Annotated in this window: 21 protein-coding genes; 11 read left to right on the forward strand and 10 right to left on the reverse strand. The window is 71.5% G+C overall.

Features of this window, described 5'->3' with window-relative positions; translation table 11 throughout:
* Nucleotides 1–136: 136 nt before the first annotated feature.
* Entirely contained in the window at nt 137–1,399 is a 1,263-nt protein-coding gene (locus PSH03_RS26445; protein ID WP_210782891.1) for a DUF2786 domain-containing protein, read from the reverse strand.
* A gap of 188 nt (nt 1,400–1,587) precedes the next feature.
* On the opposite strand from PSH03_RS26445, the gene PSH03_RS26450 reads away from it, so the two are divergent.
* Together PSH03_RS26450 and PSH03_RS26455 are read left to right on the forward strand one after the other, a co-directional pair.
* Nucleotides 1,588–2,070, forward strand: a complete 483-nt coding sequence (locus PSH03_RS26450; protein WP_238690726.1) for a DUF2243 domain-containing protein — start codon at nt 1,588–1,590, stop codon at nt 2,068–2,070.
* Nucleotides 2,067–2,918, forward strand: a complete 852-nt coding sequence (locus tag PSH03_RS26455) for a cytochrome c oxidase assembly protein (RefSeq protein ID WP_210782895.1) — start codon at nt 2,067–2,069, stop codon at nt 2,916–2,918. Before PSH03_RS26450 ends, PSH03_RS26455 begins: the two co-directional genes overlap by 4 nt.
* Here the strand turns inward: PSH03_RS26455 and PSH03_RS26460 are convergent, their stop codons facing one another.
* From PSH03_RS26460 to PSH03_RS26495, 8 genes are all read right to left on the reverse strand, one after another.
* A complete protein-coding gene (locus tag PSH03_RS26460) occupies nt 2,919–3,194 on the reverse strand; it encodes a hypothetical protein (protein ID WP_238690727.1) in 276 nt (91 codons plus the stop codon).
* A 14-nt stretch (nt 3,195–3,208) separates the two neighbouring features.
* On the reverse strand, nt 3,209–4,327 hold the full coding sequence (locus PSH03_RS26465; RefSeq protein ID WP_502361701.1) for an IQM protein middle domain-containing protein: 1,119 nt from the start codon (nt 4,325–4,327) through the stop codon (nt 3,209–3,211).
* Entirely contained in the window at nt 4,272–4,613 is a 342-nt protein-coding gene (locus PSH03_RS26470) for a WXG100 family type VII secretion target (protein WP_210782901.1), read from the reverse strand. The genes PSH03_RS26465 and PSH03_RS26470 overlap by 56 nt, the downstream gene beginning before the upstream one ends.
* A gap of 3 nt (nt 4,614–4,616) precedes the next feature.
* Entirely contained in the window at nt 4,617–5,075 is a 459-nt protein-coding gene (locus PSH03_RS26475; RefSeq protein WP_238690729.1) for a YbaB/EbfC family nucleoid-associated protein, read from the reverse strand.
* 114 nt (nt 5,076–5,189) lie between these two features.
* The gene (locus PSH03_RS26480) at nt 5,190–6,311 is read right to left on the reverse strand and encodes a CaiB/BaiF CoA transferase family protein (RefSeq protein WP_210782905.1); all 1,122 of its coding nucleotides are present in this window, start codon (nt 6,309–6,311) and stop codon (nt 5,190–5,192) included.
* Entirely contained in the window at nt 6,308–8,464 is a 2,157-nt protein-coding gene (locus tag PSH03_RS26485) for a 3-hydroxyacyl-CoA dehydrogenase NAD-binding domain-containing protein (RefSeq protein ID WP_238690730.1), read from the reverse strand. Before PSH03_RS26485 ends, PSH03_RS26480 begins: the two co-directional genes overlap by 4 nt.
* A 15-nt stretch (nt 8,465–8,479) precedes the next feature.
* Complete coding sequence (locus PSH03_RS26490) at nt 8,480–9,694, reverse strand: acetyl-CoA C-acetyltransferase (protein WP_238690731.1); 1,215 nt, start codon at nt 9,692–9,694, stop codon at nt 8,480–8,482.
* Nucleotides 9,684–10,850, reverse strand: coding sequence for an acyl-CoA dehydrogenase family protein (locus PSH03_RS26495; RefSeq protein WP_210782911.1), 1,167 nt, complete (start codon nt 10,848–10,850; stop codon nt 9,684–9,686). Before PSH03_RS26495 ends, PSH03_RS26490 begins: the two co-directional genes overlap by 11 nt.
* Before the next feature lie 140 nt (nt 10,851–10,990).
* On the opposite strand from PSH03_RS26495, the gene PSH03_RS26500 reads away from it, so the two are divergent.
* Nucleotides 10,991–11,635, forward strand: coding sequence for a TetR/AcrR family transcriptional regulator (locus PSH03_RS26500; protein WP_210782912.1), 645 nt, complete (start codon nt 10,991–10,993; stop codon nt 11,633–11,635).
* Nucleotides 11,636–11,733: 98 nt separating this feature from the next.
* Here PSH03_RS26500 and PSH03_RS26505 read toward each other — a convergent pair whose 3' ends face one another.
* The gene (locus tag PSH03_RS26505) at nt 11,734–12,621 is read right to left on the reverse strand and encodes a zf-HC2 domain-containing protein (protein ID WP_238690732.1); all 888 of its coding nucleotides are present in this window, start codon (nt 12,619–12,621) and stop codon (nt 11,734–11,736) included.
* A 72-nt stretch (nt 12,622–12,693) separates the two neighbouring features.
* On the opposite strand from PSH03_RS26505, the gene PSH03_RS26510 reads away from it, so the two are divergent.
* The 8 genes from PSH03_RS26510 (at nt 12,694) to PSH03_RS26545 (ending at nt 24,439) form a co-directional block, all read left to right on the forward strand.
* Nucleotides 12,694–13,734 carry a TRM11 family SAM-dependent methyltransferase gene (locus PSH03_RS26510; RefSeq protein ID WP_238690733.1) on the forward strand — a complete coding sequence of 347 codons (1,041 nt, stop codon included), beginning with the start codon at nt 12,694–12,696 and terminating at the stop codon, nt 13,732–13,734.
* A 446-nt stretch (nt 13,735–14,180) separates the two neighbouring features.
* Complete coding sequence (kdpF, locus tag PSH03_RS26515) at nt 14,181–14,270, forward strand: K(+)-transporting ATPase subunit F (protein ID WP_036410889.1); 90 nt, start codon at nt 14,181–14,183, stop codon at nt 14,268–14,270.
* Nucleotides 14,270–15,925, forward strand: a complete 1,656-nt coding sequence (kdpA, locus tag PSH03_RS26520) for a potassium-transporting ATPase subunit KdpA (protein ID WP_238690734.1) — start codon at nt 14,270–14,272, stop codon at nt 15,923–15,925. The genes kdpF and kdpA overlap by 1 nt, the downstream gene beginning before the upstream one ends.
* Nucleotides 15,926–15,945: 20 nt before the next feature.
* Nucleotides 15,946–18,141, forward strand: a complete 2,196-nt coding sequence (kdpB, locus tag PSH03_RS26525) for a potassium-transporting ATPase subunit KdpB (RefSeq protein ID WP_238690735.1) — start codon at nt 15,946–15,948, stop codon at nt 18,139–18,141.
* Nucleotides 18,141–19,022 (forward strand): potassium-transporting ATPase subunit C, encoded by an 882-nt coding sequence (locus PSH03_RS26530; protein WP_238690736.1) that lies wholly within the window; start codon nt 18,141–18,143, stop codon nt 19,020–19,022. Before kdpB ends, PSH03_RS26530 begins: the two co-directional genes overlap by 1 nt.
* Nucleotides 19,023–19,094: 72 nt before the next feature.
* Entirely contained in the window at nt 19,095–21,644 is a 2,550-nt protein-coding gene (locus PSH03_RS26535; RefSeq protein WP_238690737.1) for a sensor histidine kinase, read from the forward strand.
* Nucleotides 21,641–22,321, forward strand: a complete 681-nt coding sequence (locus PSH03_RS26540; RefSeq protein ID WP_238690738.1) for a response regulator — start codon at nt 21,641–21,643, stop codon at nt 22,319–22,321. The genes PSH03_RS26535 and PSH03_RS26540 overlap by 4 nt, the downstream gene beginning before the upstream one ends.
* Nucleotides 22,322–22,423: 102 nt before the next feature.
* Nucleotides 22,424–24,439, forward strand: a complete 2,016-nt coding sequence (locus tag PSH03_RS26545; protein WP_238690739.1) for an FAD-dependent oxidoreductase — start codon at nt 22,424–22,426, stop codon at nt 24,437–24,439.
* Nucleotides 24,440–24,458 lie beyond the last annotated feature (19 nt).

A 24,458-nucleotide genomic window follows, 5' to 3' on the forward strand; every position in this document is an offset into this window, starting at 1 on the left:
GCGATGCTCCTCAGGCTCCGGTCGCACCCAACCGGGGCGCGACTCACCGGAGGGTCGGAGCCGTTCCCCCGATCCCTACCGCGTACCGAAGAAAATCGCAGAAACATCCGCTGGGTGCGTTCCCACGCCGGATGGTTCAGCGCGGATCGGGTCGGCCGGGCACCTGTCGGGGCTTCCGGGCACCGCCGACGTCCAGCGAAGCCCGGTCGGCGGCCGAGGTGCCGGACGACCAGCCCTCGGCGTCGCGCACGCTGAGCCGGTGCCGGGTGACGCCGGGAAAGAGCGTGTCCAACCGCTCCCGGACCGCCTCGCCCCGCGCCGCGAGCACCGGCAACAGCCGTTCCGCCCCGGCCGTCTCGGCCGCCGCCTGGTCCGCCGCGTTTGTCGCCGCCTCGGTGGCCGTGCGCAGCCGCTCGCCGATCCGCAGCGCGAACGCGTTGAGGAAGGACTCGTCCCAGACCTTCGTCCGTCGCCCCGACCCCGGCCGGCGCTCGGCACGCCCCCGCAGCATCGCCGCAGTGGCCTGGACCAGCAGCGACGTGTAGAGCAACTCCACCGCCACCAGATCGGCCGGCCAGCCCAGCACTGTGGCGAAGCCGAGATCGTCGGACCAGACCGCCTCGCACCGGTTCGCCGCCGCCACCTCCTGCACCAGCAGCGCCTTCGCGCCCGCGTACGGGGCGTCGGTGCTCAGGCGTACCCCGCCGGGCAGGTCTCCGCGCTCCGACCCGGCTGCCAGCAGCGCCTCGTCGATGCTGTGCCGGGCGATCAGCTCCTGGGCCTTCCCGGTCAGCGCCTCCGCCTCCGCCGGGAAGGTGGTCGACTCGGCCTTCGCCAGCAGCGCCCGCACCCGATCCAGCATCGGCGACCCGCTGCGAGCCGTGCCCGCAGTGCGGGGCAGTGCCGCGCCGCTCGTGCCCGGCGGTGGGCGCAGCACCGCGATCGGCGGCAGGCTCTCCACCAGCGCGAGGGTGTCCACGGCCGCGCGGAGCGCGTCGGCCCGGTCCAGACCCTCCCGGATTGCCCAACCCGCCAACACGCCGCCGTCAGCACCGCCCTCGGTGGCCACCAGCTCGCGTAGCTGGTCGTCCCACCAGGCCGGGATCGGCTCGGCCTGGACGCGTCGCTGGACGGCCATCGCGGCACGGACCAGCCGGGCCGCGCGGGCGTCGAGCCGTCGACCGGTGATCCGGTCCACGTCGACCGGCTGCCAACCGCGCGGCCAGAGCCGGCCCAGGCCGCGGACCAGGCGACGCAGCAGAGCGGCGTCCACCGCCGTGGTGCCGTCCGCGGCGCCGGTGCCGACCATCAGTTGGTCCAGCTGCCGTTCGGCCTGCCGTACGTCAGTGCCGCGCACCGCCGCGAGCGCGTTGGCGACGAGTTCGTCCGCGTCCGGCACGGGCACCTCCTTCTCGGTATCTGGCTATCGCTGCCCCTCCAGGCTCCATGATCATGCCGTCAGTGGCCCGGGAGTCACGAAACGGGGATGTGCCACCGGCCCAATGGGCCTTCCCGCCGCTTCGGCCCGGCATGTTTCAGGCGGTTCGGGGTATTTGCAACCTGATCCAGCTGACTGCGAGGTGTGTGGTGGTCGATTCGAGCCTGCCGAGGCCCCGTTCCGCCGACGTTCGTTCCTCCACCCTCGTCGGCGTCCTGATCGGCATCGCGATCATGGCCGCGGTGGACGAGATCGTCTTTCACCAACTCCTCGCCTGGCACCACTTCTACGACCGCTCCACCCCCTCGGTGGCGCTGCTCTCGGACGGGCTGCTGCACGCCGCCGAGGTGATCGCCCTGGTCGGTGGGTTCTTCTGGTTCGCCGACCTGCGTCGACGGCATGCCCTGGCGAGCCGGCTGGCCTGGGGTGGCTTCCTGCTCGGCGCCGGAGGATTCCAGCTCTTCGACGGGCTCGTCGACCACAAGGTGCTCCGACTGCACCAGATCCGCTACGGCGTACACCTGGTGCCGTACGACGTGGTCTGGAACGTGGCCGGCGCTGTGCTGCTGCTGGCCGGCGTCGCCGTCCTGTGGCGGGCCCGCTCCCGCCGGCCCGGCGCCGGCCCCCGATGACGGTGGCCGGGCCGCTGGCGCACGCCGGACACGATGCGGCCGGGCCGAACTGGTTCCCGCTGTTCCCGGTCGCGTTGTTGGCGGTCGCCTACGTGCTGGCCGCCGTTCGGGACCCGCGGGGTTGGGACCACCGACGCACCGCCTCCTGGCTGGTCGGCTGCGCCCTGCTGGCGGTCGCCGTCGGACCGCTGGCCCAACTCCCCGACAACCCGAGCGGGCACATGACGCAGCACCTGCTGCTGGGCATGCTGGCCCCGCTGGGGCTGGTGCTCGCCGCCCCGGTGACGCTGCTGCTGCGGGTAGCGCCGCCGCCGGTACGCCGAGCGGTCGGCCTCCTGCTGCGCGCCCGTCCGCTGCACCTGCTCGCCCACCCGGTCACCGCCGCGCTGCTGACCACCGGCGGGTTGGCGTTGGTGCTGCTCACCCCGCTGTACGCGGCGGCCGAACGGCAACCCGTCCTGCACCACGCCGTGCACCTGCACTACCTGGCCGCCGGGTACCTCTTCGCCTGGTCGTTGGCCGGGCCGGACCCGGCGCCGCGTCGCCCCGGACTGGCGGTACGGGTCGGCGCGTTACTGGCCGCGTCGGCTGGCCACGCCGTGCTGGCCAAGTACCTGTACGCCCAGGCCGAAACCCTCCCGCCCGGCCTCAGCGACCGGGACCCGGAAGCGTTTCGCTCGGCCGCCCTACTCATGTACTACGGCGGCGACCTGGCAGAGCTGCTCCTGGCGGCAGCCCTCTTCGCCACCTGGTACCACTCCCGCCGCCCTCGCCCTCGCCCGTCCCCACTCCCGTTGATCAAGAAGTTTGCGTCACCGGAAGGCAGTTCCTTGACGCAAACCTCTTGATCAGCTCGAAGGCGGGGTGGCCAGTGCGGCGGAGAGTCGGCGGAAGAACGAGCGGATCTCGTCCTCACCGTGGTGCGTCTCCGCCTGGTCGTTCAGCGGGCCCGAATAGCGCAGCGCCTGGTCCAGTGCGTCCCGCGTCTCAGCCCGGTCTCCCGGGTAGAGCCCGGCGGTCACCCCGTCGACGACCCGGGTCACTACCGAGTCGTCGAGCACCCGGTCGAACTGGATCCCGTAGAGGATTCCGTTGACGTGGCCCTTCCAGCTGTCCGTACCCATGCTCGTCGACTCCCCTAGAAGATCTGGCTGCCGTCCCAGGCAAGGATCGGAACCCCGCCCACGCCGTTGCGCTTGAACTCGGCGTCGAGATTGGCCATGTGGCTCGCATCGGGCTGGTAATGACCGCTGCGTGCCGTCGCGTACTGGACCCTACCGTCCTTGACGACCAACTCGCCCGCCGCGGCGACCGGCTGCCCGTTGCCCAGTGTGGAGTGATGGAAGTCGCCGACCTTCTGGTAGTTGGACGCATAGAGGTTGCCGTTCCGGTCCATCACGAAGATCGCCTGACCGTTTCCGCTGAAAACGGTCTGAGCGCTCGACGTGTCGAACGGCTCGCCGCTTCTGGCGCTGCGCAACATGCCGTTGCTGTCGAAGAAGACCCGGTGTTGTTCGAGTTCCTCTGGACTGAGCCGGCGCACCGCCGTCGGGAAGTGCCCTCCGGGCAGGTGCTCGTTGCGGTACTTGTCGAGCATCGGCTTCGTGTTGTGGTAGCGCGGGGAGGTGTGCGGACCAGGTACACCGGGTCGTCCGGGCCCACCCGGCTTCGCGCCCTTGCGGTTGAAACGGCGCAGCAGCGTCTTCGCACGCTTCAACAACCGCGGAATGATCTCCTTGACGACCCGCTCGATGATCTCCTTGATGATGCGCTGGATGGCCATCCGGGCCAGGCCGATCGAGACGGGGATCGAGGCCAACGAGGAGCCGAGGCTGGGTGCCGCTGCCGCCAACGCCATCGCTACCTGAATCACCAGAATCGTCAGCTGGACGATGACGAGGACCTTCTGGGTCAGGGTGATGATGGCCATCACCAGCAACGCCGTACCGATAAGTTCAGCCGCCTGCGCGCCGTCCTCCATCCGGCGCGGTGCACCCTCCTCGCCCTGCCACGCCTGCTCGAACGCGCGGACGTCGTCCCCGCTGTTCGTCATCCCGACCTTCGCAGCGCCCGCCTCCGCCTCCCCGACCGCTGTGCGGAGCCGGCCGGCGAACGCGAACCACAGTTGGGACGCCTGGAAGAGCAACTCCTCGTCGGCGGCCGGCCAGGTAAACCCGACCCATCCCAGGGCCTCGGCGAGTTCAGGAGGGAGCTGCATACCCACTGGGCAGCTCCATCCTCGTGAAGAGTTCGGCATTTGCGATGTCGGTCGCCTCGTGGGCGTCGGCACTGGCGTCGAGGTTCCCGGCGGCCTCCAACAACTGGTCGGCCATCGACCGGTAGACGTCGAGCGCGTGCGTCAGAACTTCCACGTACGCGGCACCGAACAGCGAGCCGGCCTCGTCGTCACCCCACGGGTTACCCGCCCCGTTGACAGTCGACTCAAGACTGGCGATCTCCGCGCCGAGCTGCTGGCCGGTTGTCGCGAGCGACGCCGCCGCGCCGTGGAGAGCGTCGAGGTCGACCTGGATCCCGTCGGACATGACTCAGCGCTGGCCTGTCCGGCGGGTGACGACGTCCAGGTCGCCGATCATCTGCTGGAAACCCCGGAACGCGTCTTCCGAGACACGTTCAAGCTGCTTGCCGAGGGCCACGGTGTCGACGTGAGCGGCCGCCGTCAGCTCAGCTCTGCGGGCCCGCTCGTCGGCCTGCGCTGCCTGGACCGCCTCCAGGACGTACTCGGCGATGGCCCCGGTGCCGGCCCGGGACAGGCTCGGATCGATCACCAGGGTCTGCAGGGCACCGAAGGCGGAGACTTCCGCCTCGACGAGACCGTTCCCGCCGGTGCCCCGCCCCGTCAGCTGATCGACGGCGGGTGCGGCACTGTCGTCCTGCTCATCGGCGTCGTCCGGCTGCGCCGAGGCTGAACCCGGAATCTGGCTCAGCAGGCGCATGGCCTCCTCGAGTGAGCGGCTGAGGCCGGCCGGGTCGATTCCGCTCGCCATGCTCGTCCCCTTCGGGTCTGCAGTCCACGATCAAGAGCGACGGTATCAACGCGGCGCCTGCGTGGCTGCCCCACCACGTCCCCTGTGGAGCGGCGCGACCCCTGATCGCCGAGTTCACTTCCAGCCGGTGAGGATCTCCTGGACGGGTAGGACGTCCTGCTCCGGATCTGGCGCCGGGGTTGGCCGTGCGGTCGGCGTGCGGTCGAAGCGGGGCGCGGGGGCCGGTTGGATCTCGCCGCCCACCTCGACGAACGTGCCCCGGGCCGCGTTGTGCGGGTGCGCGTGCGCCTCGCCGGGGGCGAGCACCGGCGCGACGCAGGCGTCCAGGTCGGCGAAGACCGCCGTCCACTCGTCCCGGGTGCGCTCGGCGAACCGATCGGTGAACCGGCGGCGCAGTTCGTCCCAGCCGCTCGGGTCGTACTGGGCGGGCAGGTTCGGGTCGTCGGCGAGGCCGAGGCCGCTGAGCAGTACGGCGTAGAAGGCCGGTTCCATCGCGCCGACCGCCATGAATCCACCGTCGGCGGTGGCGTACGTGTCGTAGAACGGCGCCCCGCCGTCGAACATGTTGCGCCCGCGCGGGGCGGCCCACAGGCCGGTGCCGAGCAGCCCGTGCAGGAACGAGGTGAGCAGCGCAGAGCCGTCCACCATCGCCGCGTCGACAACCTGGCCGAAGCCGGAGCGCTCCCGCTCCAGCAGCGCTGCCAGCACCCCGACGGCGAGCAGCATCCCGCCGCCGCCGAAGTCGCCGAGCAGGTTCATCGGCGCGTACGGGCGTTCGCCGGCCCGCCCCAGCGGCTCCAACGCCCCGGCCACCGCGATGTAGTCGATGTCGTGCCCGGCTCGGGCTGCCAGCGGGCCGTCCTGACCCCAGCCGGTCATCCGCGCGTACACCAGTCGGGGGTTGCGGGCCTGGCACACCTCCGGCCCGATGCCGAGCCGCTCGGCCACCCCCGGCCGGTACGCCTCGACCAGCACGTCCGCGCGGTCGGCGAGGCGCAGCAGGTCCGCCACCCCGGCCGGGGACTTCAGGTCCAGCGCCGTGACCCGCCGCCCGCGTTGCAGCGGCCCGCTGGTCGGTGCGGACAGCCGGCCCGCTCCGGGGGCGCCCGGCCGGTCCACCCGCACCACGTCCGCGCCGAGGTCGGCGAGCACCATGCAACCGAACGGCGCCGGGGCGAGGCTGGCCAGCTCGACCACCCGCACCCCGGCCAGCGGCCCGCCGTGTGCCGCCGTCATGCGACGTCAGCCGGTTCGGCCCGGAGGGCGGCGAGCCGGTCGGCCAGGTCGGCGGGGGGCGTGAACCGGTCGCCGTAGATGCCGGCCAACTCGGTGGCACGGGCCGCGAAGCCGGCCGGGCCGCCCGCGTACTGCCGGACGTAGCGGATCACCCCGCCCGTCCACGCCGGGAAGCCGATGCCGAAGATCGAGCCGATGTTGGCGTCGGTCTCGGTGCGCAGCACCCCCTCGTCGAGGCAGCGCAGCGCGTCCAGCGCCTCGGCGAAGAGCATCCGTTCCTGGAGGTCGGTGAACGGCACCGCCCGACCCGCGTCGGTGATCAGGTCGGCGAGACCGGGCCACAGCCGGCCCCGGGTGCCGTCGTCGTAGGAGTAGAAGCCGCGTCCGGCGGCGCGCCCCGGCCGGTCGTACGCGTCGACCAACTCGTCCACCAGGCGGTGCGCCGGAAGCGGGCGGAACTCCTCGCTGGCCGCCTCGAACTGGCGGCGGATCCGCTGGATCAGCGTGAGGCTGACCTCGTCGGCCAGCGCCAGCGGCCCGGTCGGGTAGCCGGCCTGGAGGGCGGCCTGCTCCACCGATGCGGCGGGGACACCCTCGGCGACCATGCCGACCGCCTCGTCGATGAACTTGCCGATCACCCGGCTGGTGAAGAAACCCCGGCCGTCGTTGACCACGATCGGGGTCTTGCCGATCCGCCGGCCCAGGTCGAACGCACGGGCCAGCGCCACGTCCCCGGTCCGCTCGCCGACCACGATCTCCAGCAGCGGCATCCGGTCCACCGGAGAGAAGAAGTGCATGCCGATGAAGTCCGCCGGCCGGTCCACGCCGGCGGCCAGCCCGGTGATCGGCAGGGTGGAGGTGTTGGAGGCGAGCAGTGCGTCGGGCGCCAGCACGGGCAGCACCTCGGCGAAGACCCGTTGCTTCAGCGCCGGGTCCTCGAAGACCGCCTCGATGACCACGTCGCAGCCGGCCAGCGCGTCCACCTGGTCGGTGGTGGTGATCCGGTCCAGTACGGCACGGGCGTCCGCCTCGGTGGTGCGACCCTTGCGTACCGCGCGGGCCAGTAGCCGCTCGGCGTGTTCCCGGGCCCGGCCGGCGGCCTCCGGCGTGACGTCCTTGACCACGACGTCCAGCCCTGCCTTGGCGCAGGCGTACGCGATGCCCGCGCCCATCATGCCGGCCCCGAGTACCGCCACCCGGCGTACCGGTGCGGCGTCCACATCGGCCGGTCGGGCCGCGCCACCGTTGACGGCCTTCAGGTCGAAGAAGAACGCACCGATCATGTTCTTGGCGACCTGCCCGGTGAGCAGGCCGATCAGGTGCCGGGTCTCCACGGTCAGGGCGGTCTCCAGGTCGACCTGTGCGCCCTCGACGGCAGCGGCCAGGATCGCCTCGGGCGCGGGTAGCCGGGCACCCTTGAGCTGCTTGCGCAGCGTCGCCGGGAAGGCGGGCAGTTGTGCGGCCAGCGAACGGCTGGCCGGGGTGCCGCCGGGCATCCGATAGTCCGGCCGGTCCCACGGCTGCGCCGGGTGCGGGTTCGCCGCGATCCAGGCCCGCGCCCGTTCCAGCAGCTCGGTGGGCGTGGCGACCACCTCGTCGACCAGCCCGACCGACAGGGCGTCGGTCGGGCGCATCCGCCGGCCGGTGAGCAGCACCGTGGTCAGCGCGCTGGCCAGGCCGAGCATCCGCACGGTCCGGGTGACGCCGCCCGCCCCGGGCAGCAGGCCCAGCGTCACCTCGGGCAACCCGAGCCGGCTGCCGGGGGCGTCCAGTGCGATCCGGTGGTGGCAGGCCAGCGCGATCTCCAGGCCACCGCCGAGCGCCGAGCCGTTGACCGCGGCGACCACCGGTCGGCCCAGCGTCTCCAGCCGGCGCAGGTCCCGTTTGATGGTGCCGAGCAGGGCGGCCAGGTCGGGCGCGTCGGCGCGGGTGGCCCGGATCATCTCGGGCAGGTCGCCGCCGGCGAAGAAGGTCGACTTCGCGCTGGTCACGATGACGCCGGCGAGATCGTGCTCGGCCTCCAGCCGGTCCAGGGCGACGCTCATCGAGGCGGCGTACGCCCGGTTCATGGTGTTGGCGGACTGGGTGGGGTCGTCGAGGGTGAGCGTGACGATGCCGTCGGCGCCGCGGTCGTACCGGATGGTGTTGGTCATTGTCGTCCTCCCCGGTCAGCAGCGTTCGAGAACGGTGGCGACGCCCATGCCGCCGCCGATGCAGAGGGTCACCACGGCGCGGCGCAGGTCACGCCGCTCCAACTCGTCCAACGCCGTACCGAGCAGCATCGCTCCGGTCGCGCCGAGCGGGTGGCCGAGCGCTATCGCGCCGCCGTTGACGTTCACCCGGTCCGGGTCGAGGCCCAGGTCACGGACGTACTTGAGCACCACAGCGGCGAACGCCTCGTTGATCTCGAACAGGTCGATGTCGTCGACTGTGAGCCCGGCGACGGCGAGCGCCTTGTGGGTGGCCGGGATCGGGCCGGTCAACATCAGCGTCGGGTCCGCGCCGGTGACCGCCGCGCCGACGATCCGGGCGCGCGGGGTGAGGCCGAGATCCCGACCGACCTGCTCCGAACCGATCAGCGTCAGCGCCGCGCCGTCAACGATGCCGGACGAGTTGCCCGCGTGGTGGACGTGCTCGATGGCCTCCAGCCAGTGGAACTTCTGCAACGCGACAGCGTCGAAGCCGGCCGCCTCACCCATCGTGGCGAAGGACGGGGTGAGCCTGGCCAGCGCCTCCCGGGTGGTCTCCGGGCGCGGGTGCTCGTCGACAGTGAGGATGTCCAGTCCGTTGCCGTCGCGGACCGGCACCACCGAGCGGGCGAAGTACCCGCCGGCCCACGCCTTGGCGGCCCTCTCCTGCGACCGCAGCGCGTAGCCGTCCACGTCGTCGCGGGTGAAGCCCTCCAGGGTGGCGATCAGGTCCGCGCTGACGCCCTGCGGCACGAACAACGTGGCCAGCGCGGTCTGCGGATCGGTGGCCCAGGCCGCGCCGTCGGAGCCCATCGGCACCCGGGACATCGACTCGACCCCGCCGGCGAGCAGTAGATGCTCCCAGCCGGAGCGGATCCGGGCGGCGGCGGAGTTGACCGCCTCCAACCCGGAGGCGCAGAACCGGTTGAGCTGCACCCCGCCCACCTGGTCGGGCAGCCCGGCCAACAGCGCGGCGGCCCGGGCCAGGTCGCCACCCTGCTCGCCGACCGGGGTCACGATGCCGAGCAGCAGGTCCTCCAGCCGGCCGACGTCCAGGCCGGGGTTGCGCTCCCGCAACGCGTCGATCAGGCCGACCACCAGGGAGATGGGCTTGACCCCGTGCAGCGCGCCGGTGTCCCGGCCGCGCCCGCGCGGGGTGCGGACCGCGTCATAGACGTACGCCTCAGAGAGCACGGGCGATCAGCTCCTTCATGATCTCGTTGGTGCCGCCGTAGATCTTCTGGACGCGGGCGTCGGCGTACATCCGGGCGATCGGGTACTCAGTCGTGTAGCCGTAGCCGCCGAAGAGCTGAAGGCACCGGTCGACGACCTCACACTGTCCGTCGGTGAGCCATGACTTCGCCATCGCCGCTGTGGAGACGTCCAGGTCGCCACGCGTGTGTCGGACGATGCAGTCGTCCAGGAAGACGCGGCTGACCCGGGCGCGGGTGGCGCACTCGGCGAGCACCATCCGGGTGTTCTGGTGACCCATCAGGGTCTTGCCGAAGGCGGTGCGCTCCTTGGCGTACGCGACGGTCAGCGCGACCGCCCGTTCCATGGCCGCCACCGCGCCGACGCCGATCACCAGCCGCTCCTGCGGAAGCTGCTGCATGAGCTGGATGAAGCCCAGCCCTTCGGCACCGCCGAGCAGGTTGGACGCCGGCACCCGGAACTCGTCGAAGAACAACTCCGCCGTGTCGTTGGCGTGCAGGCCGATCTTGGACAGCAGTCGGCCTCGCCGGAACCCCGCCGGGTCGCCACCCACCTCGCAGATCAGCAGCGAGACGCCGGACGCCCGCTGCTCGGGGTCGGTCTTCACGGCCACGATGACCAGATCGGCCAGAGCACCGTTGGTGATGAACGTCTTCGCGCCGGTCACCAGGTAGTCGTCGCCGTCGCGGACCGCCCGGGTGCGCATCGCCTGAAGATCGGAGCCACCGTCCGGCTCGGTCATCGCGATGGCGCCGACCAGCTCACCGCTGCACAGGCCGGGCAGCCAGCGTCGCTTCTGTTCCTCGCTGCCGTACGCCACCAGGTAACCGGTGACGATGCCACTGTGGACGGCCAGGCCGAGGCTGCTCTCCCCGGCGTACGCCTGCTCGTGCAGCAGCACCGCCTCGTGGGTGAACCCGCCGCCCCCACCGCCGTACTCCTCCGGGACCGACAGGCCGAGCAGCCCCAGCTCGCCGGCGCGCCGGTAGTGCTCGCGGTCCGGATGGCCCTGCGTCAGCAGGCGCTCGGCGTGCGGCAACACCTCCTTGGTGAAGAAGGCGCGGGCCAGCTCGGCCAGGTCGTCATGCTCCGGCTCGCGCCAGGGGGAGGGGGAGCCGTCGGGCGGGGGGGTCGGCATGTGCACCACCCTCGCGCGCTGTTGGCAGCATGTCAATAAGATGCTGAGTAGCTCAGAGGCAGCTCTGACGACTACTGGGCATCAAGTGATCATGGTGAGGAACGGCGGGCGACCGGTGGGCTGTCGATAGGGTCGGGCAGATGAGTGTCGAGACGGCTCCGCGCCGCCGCCGGCTGGAGCCGGACGCCCGGCGTGGGCAGATCCTGGCCTGCGCGGTCCGGCTGTTCGGCGAGCGCCCGTACGCGGACGTGTCGACCACCGACGTCGCCCGCGAGGCTGGTGTCGCTCGCGGGCTGGTCAACCACTACTTCGGTGCGAAGAAGGACCTGTACCTGGAGGTCGTCCGGGTCATGGTGACCATCCCCGAGGTTGCCCTGGAGCGGCTGCCCAAGGGTGATCTCCGGACCCGGGTCGACGCCAGCGTCACCTGGTTCCTCGACGTGGTTTCCCGGCACAGCACCTCGTGGCTGGCGGCGGTCACCGCCCGGGGGATGGGCGGCGACGCCGACGTGGAGCGGGTGCTCGCCGAGGCCGAGGAGGTCGCCGCGGACCGCATGCTGGTCGCCGTCGGGCTGGCCGGCGAGGCGGAGCACCGCGAGGAGTTGCGCGGGATGGTCCGGGCGTACGGGGGTCTGGCGACCTCGACGGCCCGCGAATGGCTCCAGCGTGGCGCGCTGACCCGCGCCCAGGTGCACCTGCTGCTCACCACGACCCTGCTGACCATCGTCGAGCAGGTCATCCCGCAGGTCCTCGCCGACCGCGAACCGACGCGACCAGAGCGCTGACCGCCGGGGCCGCTGAGCGCTGACCGCCCGGGGCCGCCAAGCGCTGAACGCCGGGGCCGCTGAGCGCTGACCGCCGTCCGCCGAAGGGCGCCGGTCGCTCAGGCGGCGCGTCGGTCGCCGGCCTGGCCGGTACGAGCCGCCGGAGCGGCCTGGCCGGCATGCACCGCCGGTGCGGCGTACCGGTCGGCCGCCTGCGCCGGATAGGACTCGGGGCGCACCACCCGCAGCGGCCGGTCCACCTCGTCGGCCCCGAACCGCCAGCGCGACGGTGTCGGCTGCCGCTGTGGTGCCGGGCCACCGGGGCGCAGCCCGGGCCGGGACAGCAGCACGGTGATCAGGTAGCCGACCACCAGGAAGCCGTGGCTGATCAGCCGTTCCCCGCCCACCGAACCGGTGGCCAGGTCGTTTACCGACAGCAGCAGCAACGTGCCGACGAACGCGCTGAGCATCGGCAGCAGGCCGGCGGGTGGGCTGCGGCGCAGCGCCACGAAGAGGAAGCCCGCGCCCACTGCCACGTTCCACGCCGCCGACTCGTGCCACAGGTGCTGGCCGGTGGGGTGCAGGTGGTCGGCGGTCGCGCCCCGGCCCACCTGGGCCAGGCCGAGCACCAGTTGCACCGCGCCGAGCAGCCCGAGCGCCGACCGCAGGCCGGCGACGAGCGGGCCACGTCCGAACGCCGCACGCAACCCGGCGGCGAGCTGGCCCCGTCCGGGCACCTTCCGCAGGCCGGCGACCAGCGGGCCGCGCCGCCACCGTGACCGGCGGGCCGGGGCCGCGCTGGCGGCGGCAAGGATCGCCGCCGTCCGGTCGGGCACCTCGACCACCAATCGGGTACGAACCCGACGGGTCACCGCGGCCGCCGCCGTGAACCAGGCCCGGCACTCGGCACACCCGTCCAGGTGCTCCTGCACCGCCGTCAGTTCGCCGGCGGTCTCCTCCCCGTCCAGCTGCGCGGACAGGACCTCCCGCCACTGCTCACACCCCATGTATCAGTAGTCGCTCCGGCAGCCGCTCCGGTTCCCGGCGACAGTGACTGGTTGTGGAATACTCGCCGGATCATGACGCGTTACGGCCTGCTGATCCTGCCCGCCACCAACCGGGTGTACGCCCGCGCCGCAGTCGACCTCACCCGAGCCGAGCTGGAGATCTTCGGCCGCTCGGCGCTGGACGGCCGGATCGGCGAGCTGGACACCGAGGTCGTGGGAGGGGCGTCCTACATCACGTTCACCGGCGACGGGCTGACCGAGCGTGACCTGGCCGTCCTGGGCAACCTCTCCGCCGGGTACGCGTTGTTCGAGATCGTCGGCGAGCTGCTGCGACCGATCGAGTGGACCCGCCTGGACCGCTACGACGACGATCTGCTCACCATCCAGAAGTACCCGGGCAAGACCAATGAGCAGTTCACCAAGCTGCTGCTCAACGTCACCCTGCTCGCCTCGGACTGGGCCGCCGAGATGACAAGCCGCCGGTTCCGGGTGCTCGACCCGCTCTGCGGTCGGGGCACCACCCTCAACCAGGCGCTGATGTACGGCTTCGACGCTGCCGGGATCGAGCGCGACCAGAAGGACGTCGAGGCGTACCGGGCGTTCATCACCACCTGGCTGAAGCAGAAGCGGGTCAAGCACCGGGTGCTGGAGTCGGGGCCGGTGCGCCGGGAGCGCAAGGTGGTCGGCCGGCGGGTGCGGATCGAGTTGGCGCCGACCCGCGAGGAGCACAAGGCCGGCCAGACGCAGTTGCTGGACGTGGTCAACGCCGACACCGCCCGGTCGGCGGAGTTCTTCCGCCCGGAGACCGTCGACCTGGTCGTCGCCGACGCGCCGTACGGCGTGCAGCACGGCAGTCGTACCGCTGGGCAGGGGTTGACCCGCGATCCGCTGGCGTTGCTCGCGGACGCCGCGCCGGTCTGGGCCCGGTTGTTGCGCCCCGGCGGTGCGCTCGGGATCTCCTGGAACACCCACGTCGCCAGTCGGGACGACGCGGCGGCGGCGTTGGCCGACGCCGGCCTGACGGTGGTCGACGCCGAGCCCTACCGCGCGCTGCGGCACCGGGTGGACCAGTCGATCATGCGCGACGTGCTGGTGGCCCGCCGCCCGGCCTGACGGGCTCGCAGCCCCGCCCCGCCCCGCTCCGCCGCGCCATGAGCCATCCCATCCGGGTCGCGCGTGGTCTCTCTCTCCTGCATTCCCCTTTGCTCTGCACCCGCGGAGGCACCAGCTACAGACCGTGAGTGTCGCCTCCGCGGGTGCAGAGCAAAGGGCGGACCACCCGTCTTGACCTCGCGCGCCATCGAGGGTCTGTGCCGCATTTCACCTGTTCAGTGGGTAGGTGTGAAAACCACGTCAAGAAAAGGTTCGCCGCCGTCATGGTCGCGTTATGACCCCTGCCGTCCGGCGGGTGGTGGGGCTTTGATTGCCCGGCGCGACCGGAAGGCGGTCGCGACGAACCTTTCCGGCTGAGGAGTCAGCGTGTCTGACGTGGTTTTCGTGGTCCTGACGGTGGTGCTGTTCGCAGTGCTCGCCCTGGTGGTCCGGGCGGTGGAGAAGCTGTGAACGCCGTCAACGCCGTCGGTCTGGTGCTCGCGGTCGTCCTGGGCGCGTTCCTGGTGTTCGCCCTGCTGTTCCCGGAGCGCTTCTGATGACCACGACAACAGCAGGCGTCATCTTCGTGTTGACGCTGGTGGCGGCCCTGGTCGCCGTTTACAAGCCGTTCGGTGACTACATGTTCCGGGCGGTCTCCGGCACGAGGCAGTCGCGGGTCGAGCGGGGCATCTTCCGACTGGTCGGGGTCAACCCGGCCGCCGAGCAGACCTGGGGCGTGTACGCCCGCAGCGTGCTGGCGTTCTCCGCGGTCTCGATCCTGTTCCTGTACCTGTTCCAGCGGGTGCAGAACCACCTGTGGCTGTCGCTGGGGCTCGACCCGGTGGTGCCGCACGGCGCGTGGAACACGGCCGTGTCGTTCGTGACCAACACGAACTGGCAGTGGTACTCGGGTGAGTCGACGATGGGCCACCTGGTGCAGATGGCCGGTCTGGCCGTACAGAACTTCACCTCGGCGGCGGTCGGCATCGCGGTGGCTGTTGCGTTGGTACGCGGCTTCGCCCGCAGCCGCACCGGGCAGCTCGGCAACTTCTGGGTCGACCTGACCCGGATCGTGCTGCGCATCCTCGTGCCGATCGCGGTGCTCGGCGCCATCGTGTTGATGATCGGCGGCGTGGTGCAGAACCTGTCCGGCGGCACCGACGTGAGCACGCTGACCGGTGGCACCCAGACCATCACCGGTGGTCCGGTCGCCAGCCAGGAAGTGATCAAGGAGCTGGGCACCAACGGTGGTGGCTTCTACAACGTCAACAGCGCGCACCCGTTCGAGAACCCCACCACCTGGACCAACTGGCTGGAGATCTTCCTGCTCCTGCTGATCCCGTTCAGCCTGCCCCGGGTCTTCGGCCGGATGGTCGGGCAGAACCGGCAGGGCTACGCCATCGCCGCGGTGATGGGCATCCTCGCGTTCCTCAGCGTCGCCATCACCAACATCTTCGAGCTGGCCGGTCACGGCACGGTGCCGCAGGCGGTCGGCGCGGCGATGGAGGGCAAGGAGGTGCGGTTCGACGTGTCGAACTCGGCCACCTTCGCCGCCGCCACCACGCTCACCTCGACCGGTGCGGTGAACTCGTTCCACGACTCGTTCACCTCGCTGGGCGGCATGATGACGATGGTCAACATGATGCTCGGCGAGGTCGCGCCGGGCGGTACCGGTTCGGGGCTGTACGGCCTGCTCATCCTCGCGGTGATCACGGTCTTCGTGGCCGGCCTGATGGTGGGCCGCACCCCCGAGTACCTGGGCAAGAAGATCAGCTCGCGGGAGATCAAGTTCGCCTCGCTCTACTTCCTGATCACACCGATCCTGGTGCTCGTCGGCACGGCGGCGGCGTTCGGCACCGGCAACAACTCCACGGCGCTCAACGTCGGCCCGCACGGCCTCTCCGAGGTGCTGTACGCGTTCACGTCGGCCAGCAACAACAACGGTTCCGCCTTCGCCGGCATCACGGTCAACACCACCTGGTGGAACACCGCGCTCGGGTTGTGCATGCTGCTGGGCCGGTTCCTGCCGCTCATCTTCGTGCTCGCGTTGGCCGGCTCGCTGGCCCGCCAGGCACCCACCCCCGCGTCCGAGGGCACCCTGCCGACCCACCGACCGCTGTTCATCGGCATGGTCGTCGGCGTCACCGTGGTCCTCGTCGCGCTGACCTTCCTGCCCGCGCTCGCGCTCGGTCCGCTGGCAGAGGGGCTCTGACCATCATGAGGAACGAGGACATGTCCGTCACGTCCGCCCCGACAGAGCAACTCCCCGGCACGCCCGCCACCCAGGGCAACCGGATCGGCGGGGGCCTGCTCGACCCCAAGCAGTTGATCCGGTCCCTGCCGGACGCGGTACGCAAGCTCAACCCCAGCACGCTGTGGCGCAACCCGGTGATGCTGATCGTGGAGGTCGGTGCTGCCTTCACCACCGTCCTGGCGGTGATCGACCCGTCGGTGTTCGCCTGGGCGATCACCATCTGGCTCTGGCTGACAGTGGTCTTCGCCAACCTGGCCGAGGCGGTGGCCGAGGGTCGGGGCAAGGCCCAGGCCGCGACCCTGCGGCAGGCGAAGAAGGACACCATCGCCACCCGGCTGATCGACTGGAAGCCGGGCGCGCGGGCCAACACCTACCGCGACGAGGCGGTGCCGGCGCCGGACCTGCGTCAGGGCGACGTCGTGCTCGTCGAGGCGGGCGGCATCATTCCCGGCGACGGCGACATCGTCGAGGGGATCGCCAGCGTCGACGAGTCGGCCATCACCGGCGAGTCGGCCCCGGTCATCCGGGAGTCCGGCGGCGACCGCAGCGCGGTCACCGGCGGCACCAAGGTGCTCTCCGACCGGATCATCGTGAAGATCACCCAGAAGCCGGGGGAGAGCTTCATCGACCGGATGATCGCCCTGGTCGAGGGGGCCAACCGGCAGAAGACGCCGAACGAGATCGCGCTGAACATCCTGCTCGCCGCGCTCACCGTCATCTTCCTGCTGGCAGTTGTCACCCTCCAGCCGCTGGCCATCTTCTCCAAGGCGTACCAGGCGGCCGCGCCGAACAGTGGGGCGATCACCGACTCCGGTGTCACCGGCGTGGTGCTGATCTCGCTGCTGGTCTGCCTGATCCCCACCACCATCGGCGCGCTGCTCTCCGCCATCGGCATCGCCGGCATGGACCGGCTGGTGCAGCGCAACGTCCTGGCCATGAGCGGCCGGGCCGTCGAGGCTGCCGGCGACGTCAACACCCTGCTGCTGGACAAGACCGGCACCATCACGCTGGGCAACCGGCAGGCCGCCGAGTTCGTACCGGTCGAGGGGGTCGACCCCGCGACGCTGGCCGACGCCGCGCAACTGTCCAGCCTGGCCGACGAGACCCCGGAGGGGCGCTCGGTGGTCGTCCTGGCGAAGAACGAGTTCGGGCTGCGCGAGCGTGAGCCCGGCGTGATGCCGCACGCGACCTTCGTACCGTTCACCGCGCAGACCCGGATGAGCGGCGTCGACCTCACCCCGGACGCCAGCGTGGACGCCGGCGCGGTGGGCGCGGCCCGCAGGGTCCGCAAGGGCGCCGCCGCCGCGGTGATGAAGTGGGTACGGGAGAACGGCGGCCACCCCACCGAGCAGGTCGGCGAGATCGTGGACGCGATCAGTGGCACCGGCGGTACCCCGCTGGTCGTCGCGGAGCACGTCGACGGTGCGCCCGCCCGCGCCCTGGGTGTCATCCACCTGAAGGACGTCGTCAAGTCCGGCATGCGCGAGCGGTTCGACGAGATGCGCCGGATGGGCATCCGAACCGTGATGATCACCGGCGACAACCCGCGTACCGCGAAGGCGATCGCCGACGAGGCCGGGGTGGACGACTTCCTGGCCGAGGCGACGCCGGAGGACAAGCTCGCGCTGATCAAGCGGGAGCAGGAGGGTGGCCGGCTGGTCGCGATGACCGGTGACGGCACCAACGACGCGCCGGCGCTCGCGCAGGCCGACGTCGGGGTGGCAATGAACACCGGCACGTCGGCCGCCAAGGAGGCCGGCAACATGGTCGACCTCGACTCCGACCCGACCAAGCTCATCGAGATCGTGGAGATCGGCAAGCAGTTGCTGATCACCCGTGGCGCGCTGACCACGTTCAGCATCGCCAACGACATCGCGAAGTACTTCGCGATCATCCCGGCCATGTTCGCCGGCCTCTACCCGAGCCTGGACGCGCTGAACATCATGCGGTTGTCCAGCCCGGAGTCGGCGATCCTGTCCGCTGTCATCTTCAACGCCCTGGTGATCATCGCGCTGATCCCGCTCGCCCTGCGGGGCGTGCGGTACCGGCCGGCCGCCGCGTCGAAGCTGCTCAGCCGCAACCTGCTGGTGTACGGACTGGGCGGCATCATCGTGCCGTTCATCGGGATCAAGCTCATCGACCTGCTCATCCAGTTCATCCCGGGGATTTCGTGATGCGCCTACCCACCTGGATCGCCCAACACCTCGCCGCGCTGCGCGCCGTACTCGTCTTCACGGTGCTGCTCGGCCTGGTCTACCCGCTGGCCCTGGTAGCGGTTGGTCAGCTGCCCGGCCTCAACCACAAGACCGACGGCTCGCTGATCTCCTCCGGCGGGACGACTGTCGGCAGTGCGCTGATCGGCCAGTCCTTCACCGACGCGGACGGCAACCCCGTCGCCCGGTACTTCCAGTCCCGCCCCTCCGCCGCCGGCGACGGCTACGACCCGACGTCCACCTCAGCCAGCAACCTGGGCCCGGAGAGCGTGGTCGACACCATCGCCACCGACCCGGAGGAGTCCGGCGAGAGCCTGCTCACCCAGGTGTGCGGGCGCAGCAAGTCGGTCGGCGAACTCAACGGCGTCGACGGCCGGCGCCCCTACTGCACCGACGACGGGGTGGGTGCCGTGCTCGCGGTCTTCCGCGCCGACGGTCTGACCGGCCCGGTCACCCGGGTGGTAAGCGTCAACCAGCCCGCCCCGGCCACCCCGTTCGTCCCCGAGTACGAGGGGGTGACTGTGGAGCTGGCCCAGCCCGGCGAGGACTACGTGGCCGCCGGCGGGGTGGTCACCCCGATCCGGGGCGACGCGCCCGCCGACCCGGCGGTGCCCGCCGACGCGGTCACCGCCAGCGCCAGCGGTCTCGACCCGCAGATCAGCCCGGCGTACGCCGAACTGCAGGTGAACCGGGTCGCACGGGAGCGCGGCGCGGACCCGGCGGCGGTCCGCAAGCTGGTCAAGGAGCACACCGGCGGGCGCGGGCTGGGCTTCCTGGGCGCGCCCGGCGTCAACGTGCTGGAGCTCAACCTCGCCCTTGACAAGCAGTACGCCGCACGCTGAGCACCCTCGCGGGCGGGGCCGTGCCGACCGGCGCGGCCCCGCCCGCCGATCTGACCAGGGAGGATGGTCCCCGTGCCACGCGGAGAACTGCGCATCTATCTCGGGGCCGCACCCGGCGTCGGCAAGACGTACGCCATGTTGGAGGAGGCCCGGCGGCGGGCCGCGCGCGGCACCGACGTGGTGATCGGTTTCGTGGAGACCCACGGCCGCCAACACACCGCCGCGATGCTCGGCGACCTGGAGCAGGTGCCCCGCCGCACCATGGACTACCGCGGCGCGGCGTTCACCGAGATGGACCTGGACGCGGTGCTGGCCCGCCGGCCGGAAGTCGCGGTGGTCGACGAGTTGGCGCACAGCAACGTGCCCGGTTCCCGGCACGACAAGCGCTGGCAGGACATTCAGGAGTTGCTCGACGCGGGGATCGACGTGCTGTCCACCGTCAACGTGCAGCACCTGGAGTCGGTGAACGACGTCGTCGCGCAGATCACCGGCACCACCCAGCGGGAGACCGTGCCGGACGAGATCGTCCGCGCCGCCGAGCAGGTCGAGCTGGTCGACATGACCCCGGAGGCGCTGCGTCGTCGGATGGCGCACGGCAACATCTACCGACCCGACAAGATCGACGCCGCGTTGGGAAACTACTTCCGGGTCGGCAACCTCACCGCGCTGCGCGAGCTGGCGCTGCTCTGGCTGGCCGACAAGGTCGACGAGCAGCTCGACCGCTACCGCAGCCAGCAGGGGATCGCTGCCACCTGGGAGGCCCGGGAACGGGTAGTGGTCGCGCTGACCGGTGGCCCGGAGGGTGAGACGCTGATCCGTCGGGCGGCCCGGGTCGCGGCCCGCAGCAAGGGCGCCGACCTGCTCGCCGTGCACGTGGCCCGCAGCGACGGCCTGGCCGGGGCCGACCCGGCCCAGTTGGCCCGGCAACGCGTGCTGGTGGAGAGCCTGGGCGGCACGTACCACCAGGTGCTCGGCACCGACGTGCCGGCCGCGCTGCTGGACTTCGCCCAGGGCGTGAACGCCACCCAGTTGGTGCTCGGGGCCAGCCGGCGTGGTCGCCTCGCGCAGATCTTCGCCCGGGGTGTCGGGGTGACCACCACAGCGCTGTCCGGGGCGATCGACGTGCACCTGGTCACCCACAAACAGGCCGGCAAGGGCCGGCGGGCGGCGGCCGTTCCGGCGGCGCTGTCCCGACGCCGCCGACTGCTCGGCTTCGGCCTGGCGGTGCTGGGCATGCCGCTGCTCACAGTGCTGCTGAGGACCCTGCCCGACCTGACGCTGACAAACGACATCCTGCTGTTCCTCGCCGGGGTCGTCGGGGTCGCGCTGGTCGGCGGGGTGTGGCCGGCCCTGGTCGCCGCGCTCGGCGGCTCGCTGCTGCTCAACTGGTTCTTCACCCCACCCTTCCGCACGCTGACCATCGCCGAGGCGGACAACCTGCTCGCCCTGGCCGTCTTCGTCGGCGTTGCCCTCGCGGTGAGCTGGATCGTCGACGTGGCCGCCCGGCGTACCCGGGAGGCCGCGCGGGCCGCCGCCGACGCGCAGACCCTCGCCGCCGTCGCCGGAGGCGTGCTGCGCGGCGAACGTCCGCTGCCCGCTCTGCTGGATCAGCTCCGGGAGACCTTCGGGCTGCGTGCGGTTAGCGTGCTGGAGTTGGCCGAGGACGCCAGCGGGCGCCCCGACCGGGCCCGCGAGGAGCACGCCTGGAGCGTCGTGGCCAGCGTCGGCGAGGGCCCGGCCTGCACACCCGAAGGTGGTGAGACGGCGGTACCTGTCGACGACCGGATCACCGTCGTCCTCTGCGGCCGGCGGTTGGAGGCCGCCGACCGGCGGATCGTCGAGGCGTTCGCCGCCCAGGCCGCCGTCGCGCTGCGCCAGGAACGGCTCGCCGAGGAGGCCGCCACGGCCCGGCCTCTCGCCGCCGCCGACCGGATGCGCACCGCGCTGCTCGCGGCGGTCAGCCACGACCTGCGTACCCCGCTGGCGTCCGCGAAGGCGGCCGTGACAAGCCTGCGCAGCCACGACATCGAGTTCGACGAGTCCGACCGCGAGGAGTTGTTGGAGACCGCCGAGGAGTCGCTGGACCGCCTCGCCCGGCTGGTCGGCAACCTGCTGGACATGAGCCGGCTCCAGGCGGGTGTGCTGGGCATCTCGGCGACCGCGATCGGCCTGGAGGACGCCGTACCCCTGGCGTTGGACGACCTTGGCCCGGCCGCCGCGACCGTCGGTACGGACATCCCGGCCGACCTGCCCGCTGCCACCGCCGACCCGGGCCTGCTGGAACGGGTGCTGGTCAACATCGTCGCCAACGCGCTGCGGTACAGCCCGCCGGACCAACCGCCCACGATCACCGCCAGCGCCCACGCCGGCCAGGTCGAGCTGCGGGTGATCGACCGGGGGCCGGGCATTCCGGAGGACCAGTGGGAGCACGTCTTCCTGCCGTTCCAACGCCTCGGTGACCGGGACAACCAGACCGGCGTCGGTCTCGGTCTTGCCCTGTCCCGGGGGTTGGCCGAGGCGATGGGTGGCAGCATCACCCCGGAGACCACCCCCGGCGGTGGGCTCACCATGGTGCTGCGGCTGCCCGCCGCGCCGACCAGCTCGGAGGGGCCGCAGGAATGACGCGCATCCTGGTCGTCGACGACGAACCGCAGATCCTGCGTGCCCTGCGCATCAACCTGCGCGCCCGCCGGTACGAGGTGGACGTCGCCGGCACCGGGGCCGCCGCGTTGAAGGCCGCCGCCAGCCACCCGCCCGACCTGGTGGTGCTGGACCTCGGCCTGCCCGACATTGACGGCGTGGAGGTGATCCGGGGCCTGCGCGGGTGGACCACAGTGCCGATCATCGTGCTCTCCGGTCGGGCCGGCAGCGAGGACAAGGTCGCGGCGCTGGACGCGGGCGCGGACGACTACGTCACCAAGCCGTTCGGGGTGGAGGAGCTGCTGGCCCGCATCCGCGCGGTGACCCGCCGCCTCGGCGCGCCCAGCGAAGCGGTGCCGGCCCTGCGGATCGGCCAGCACACGGTCGACCTGGCCGACCACAGCGTGCTGCGGGACGACGGCACCGAGGTCAAGCTGACCCCCACCCAGTGGAGTGTGCTGGAGAAGCTGCTGCGTCACCCCGGCAAGCTGGTCAGCCAACGTCAGCTCCTGCAGGACGTGTGGGGGCCGGAATACCAGAACGAGACCAACTACCTGCGGCAGTACCTGGCCCAGCTGCGGCGCAAGCTGGAGGACGACCCGGCCCGCCCCCGCCACCTCATCACCGAGCCGGGAATGGGTTACCGCTACCGGCCGTGAACCGTTGACACCCGCCGGCAGAGATTGAAGAATTTCTTTCGCAGCGGCAGCGGCGTGCTTCTGTAACCGTCCCCTTCACCGGTTACCCCTCGGGAGCCCGCCGTGTCCGTGCCCCTGCCCCTGTCCCGTCGCCGGCTGCTGGTCGCCGGCGGTGCCGGCCTCGTCCTCGCCGGTCTCACCGACCCGTTCCGGGCCGTCCCCGCCCGAGCCGCCGTCACCACCGCCGACCTGGTCGTCTACGGCGCCACCTCCGGCGGGCTGGCCGCCGCGATCACCATGCGCCGGCTCGGCCGCACCGCAGTGGTGGTGGAGCCCACCGGCCACGTCGGCGGGTTGAGCACCGCCGGGCTGGGCGCCACCGACACCGGCGTCCAGGCGTCCATCGGCGGGCTGGCCGCAGAGTTCTATCGCCGGGTGTACGTGAAGTACCACGGCGGAACCCTCACGCCGACGTCACCGCTGCGGATGACCTTCGAACCGCGCGTCGCCACCGCCGTCTTCGCCGAGATGCTGGCCGAGGCGGGCGTCCCGGTGGTCGTCGACGCCCGGCTGGCCGGCATCGGTCGAACCGGCAACCGGATCACCGAGCTGCGCACCGAGGACGGGTCGATCTACCGGGGTGGGGTGTTCGTCGACGCCACCTACGAGGGCGATCTGCTGGCCATGGCCGGGGTGGGGTTCACCGTCGGGCGGGAGTCCAACGACACCTACGGCGAGACGATCAACGGGGTGCAGTCGCGCAACACCCACCAGTTCGCCTACCCCGTCGACCCGTACGTGACGGCCGGCTCGCCCGTCAGCGGGCTGCTGCCGGGCATCTCCGCCACCCCGCTCGCCCCGCAGGGCAGCGGCGACGACAAGATCCAGGCGTACTGCTTCCGGATGTGTCTGACCCAGGCGGCCAACCGGATCCCGTTCGGCAAGCCGTCCGGTTACGACCCGATCCGGTACGAGCTGCTGCTGCGGCACATCCAGGCCGGCTACGCGGGGCCGTACTTCACCACCCACTCGGTCGGCGGCGGGAAGACCGACTCCAACAACAACGGGGCCGTGTCGACAGACAACATCGGCTTCAACTACGCGTACCCGACGGCGAGTTGGGCCACGCGGGAGAGCATCATCGCCGAGCACCGCACCTACCAGCAGGGGCTGATGTGGTTCCTGGCCAACGACCCCCGACTGCCGGCGTCGGTACGCGACTCGACGGCCCGGTGGGGGCTGCCGGTGGACGAGTTCACCGGCACGGGCGGCTGGCCACCGATGCTCTACATCCGCGAGGCACGCCGGATGATCTCCGCGTACGTGATGACCGAGGCCGACTGCCGGGGCCGGGTACGCGCCACCGACTCGGTGGGCCTGGCCAGCTACACGATGGACTCGCACAACTGTCAGCGGGTGGTCGTCGACGGCAAGGTGCGCAACGAGGGAGACGTGCAGATCGGCGTGCCGGCGCCGTACCCGGTGAGCTACCGCGCGATAGTGCCGCACCAGGCGCAGTGCGCCAACCTGCTGGTGCCCGTCTGTCTCTCGGCGAGTCACATCGCGTACGGCTCGATCCGGATGGAACCCGTCTTCATGATCCTCGGGCAGGCCGCTGCCACAGCGGCCTCCCTGGCGCTCGCCGGGAACCTGGCAGTGCAGGCCGTCTCCGTGCCCGCCCTCCAGACCCGGCTGCGCCAGGACGGCGCGGTGCTGGAGTGGGGCTCGACGAGCGAGGTGATCCTGGACAACGCCGCGTCCAGCGGGATCACCCGGGCCGGGACGTGGCTGCGCAGCACCAGCATCGGCGGCTACTACGGCCCGGACTACGAGCACGACGGCAACACCGCCAAGGGCGTCAACCGGCTGCGGTTCCGCCCTTCACTTCCCGCCTCCGGGTCGTGGACAGTGCAGTTGCGCTGGACCGCGGACCCGAACCGGGCGACGAACGTGCCGGTGGACATCGCGTACTCCGGGGGGTTGGTCACCCGGACGGTCAACCAGCGACAGTCCGGCGGCCAGTGGGTGCCGTTGGGCACCTATCAGTTCACGGCGGGCAGCGACGGAAGCGTGCTGATCCGCACCGAGGACACCGACGGCCACGTAGTCGCGGACGCGGTGCGCTTCGTGCGTGCCTGACCGGAGGCGGGTGCCGGGT

Source organism: Micromonospora salmantinae (assembly GCF_022230905.1).
Classification (GTDB): Bacteria; Actinomycetota; Actinomycetes; order Mycobacteriales; family Micromonosporaceae; genus Micromonospora; species Micromonospora salmantinae.

Bases quoted from the DNA above. Each gene is read 5' to 3' on its own strand.
- PSH03_RS26455 (WP_210782895.1), top strand. From the start codon at position 2,067: ATGACGGTGGCCGGGCCGCTGGCGCACGCCGGACACGATGCGGCCGGG.
- PSH03_RS26460 (WP_238690727.1), bottom strand. From the start codon at position 3,194: ATGGGTACGGACAGCTGGAAGGGCCACGTCAACGGAATCCTCTACGGG.
- PSH03_RS26465 (WP_502361701.1), bottom strand. From the start codon at position 4,327: ATGCCGAACTCTTCACGAGGATGGAGCTGCCCAGTGGGTATGCAGCTC.
- PSH03_RS26470 (WP_210782901.1), bottom strand. From the start codon at position 4,613: ATGTCCGACGGGATCCAGGTCGACCTCGACGCTCTCCACGGCGCGGCG.
- PSH03_RS26475 (WP_238690729.1), bottom strand. From the start codon at position 5,075: ATGGCGAGCGGAATCGACCCGGCCGGCCTCAGCCGCTCACTCGAGGAG.
- PSH03_RS26480 (WP_210782905.1), bottom strand. From the start codon at position 6,311: ATGACGGCGGCACACGGCGGGCCGCTGGCCGGGGTGCGGGTGGTCGAG.
- PSH03_RS26485 (WP_238690730.1), bottom strand. From the start codon at position 8,464: ATGACCAACACCATCCGGTACGACCGCGGCGCCGACGGCATCGTCACG.
- PSH03_RS26495 (WP_210782911.1), bottom strand. From the start codon at position 10,850: ATGCCGACCCCCCCGCCCGACGGCTCCCCCTCCCCCTGGCGCGAGCCG.
- PSH03_RS26500 (WP_210782912.1), top strand. From the start codon at position 10,991: ATGAGTGTCGAGACGGCTCCGCGCCGCCGCCGGCTGGAGCCGGACGCC.
- PSH03_RS26505 (WP_238690732.1), bottom strand. From the start codon at position 12,621: ATGGGGTGTGAGCAGTGGCGGGAGGTCCTGTCCGCGCAGCTGGACGGG.
- PSH03_RS26510 (WP_238690733.1), top strand. From the start codon at position 12,694: ATGACGCGTTACGGCCTGCTGATCCTGCCCGCCACCAACCGGGTGTAC.
- kdpA (WP_238690734.1), top strand. From the start codon at position 14,270: ATGACCACGACAACAGCAGGCGTCATCTTCGTGTTGACGCTGGTGGCG.
- kdpB (WP_238690735.1), top strand. From the start codon at position 15,946: ATGTCCGTCACGTCCGCCCCGACAGAGCAACTCCCCGGCACGCCCGCC.
- PSH03_RS26530 (WP_238690736.1), top strand. From the start codon at position 18,141: ATGCGCCTACCCACCTGGATCGCCCAACACCTCGCCGCGCTGCGCGCC.
- PSH03_RS26540 (WP_238690738.1), top strand. From the start codon at position 21,641: ATGACGCGCATCCTGGTCGTCGACGACGAACCGCAGATCCTGCGTGCC.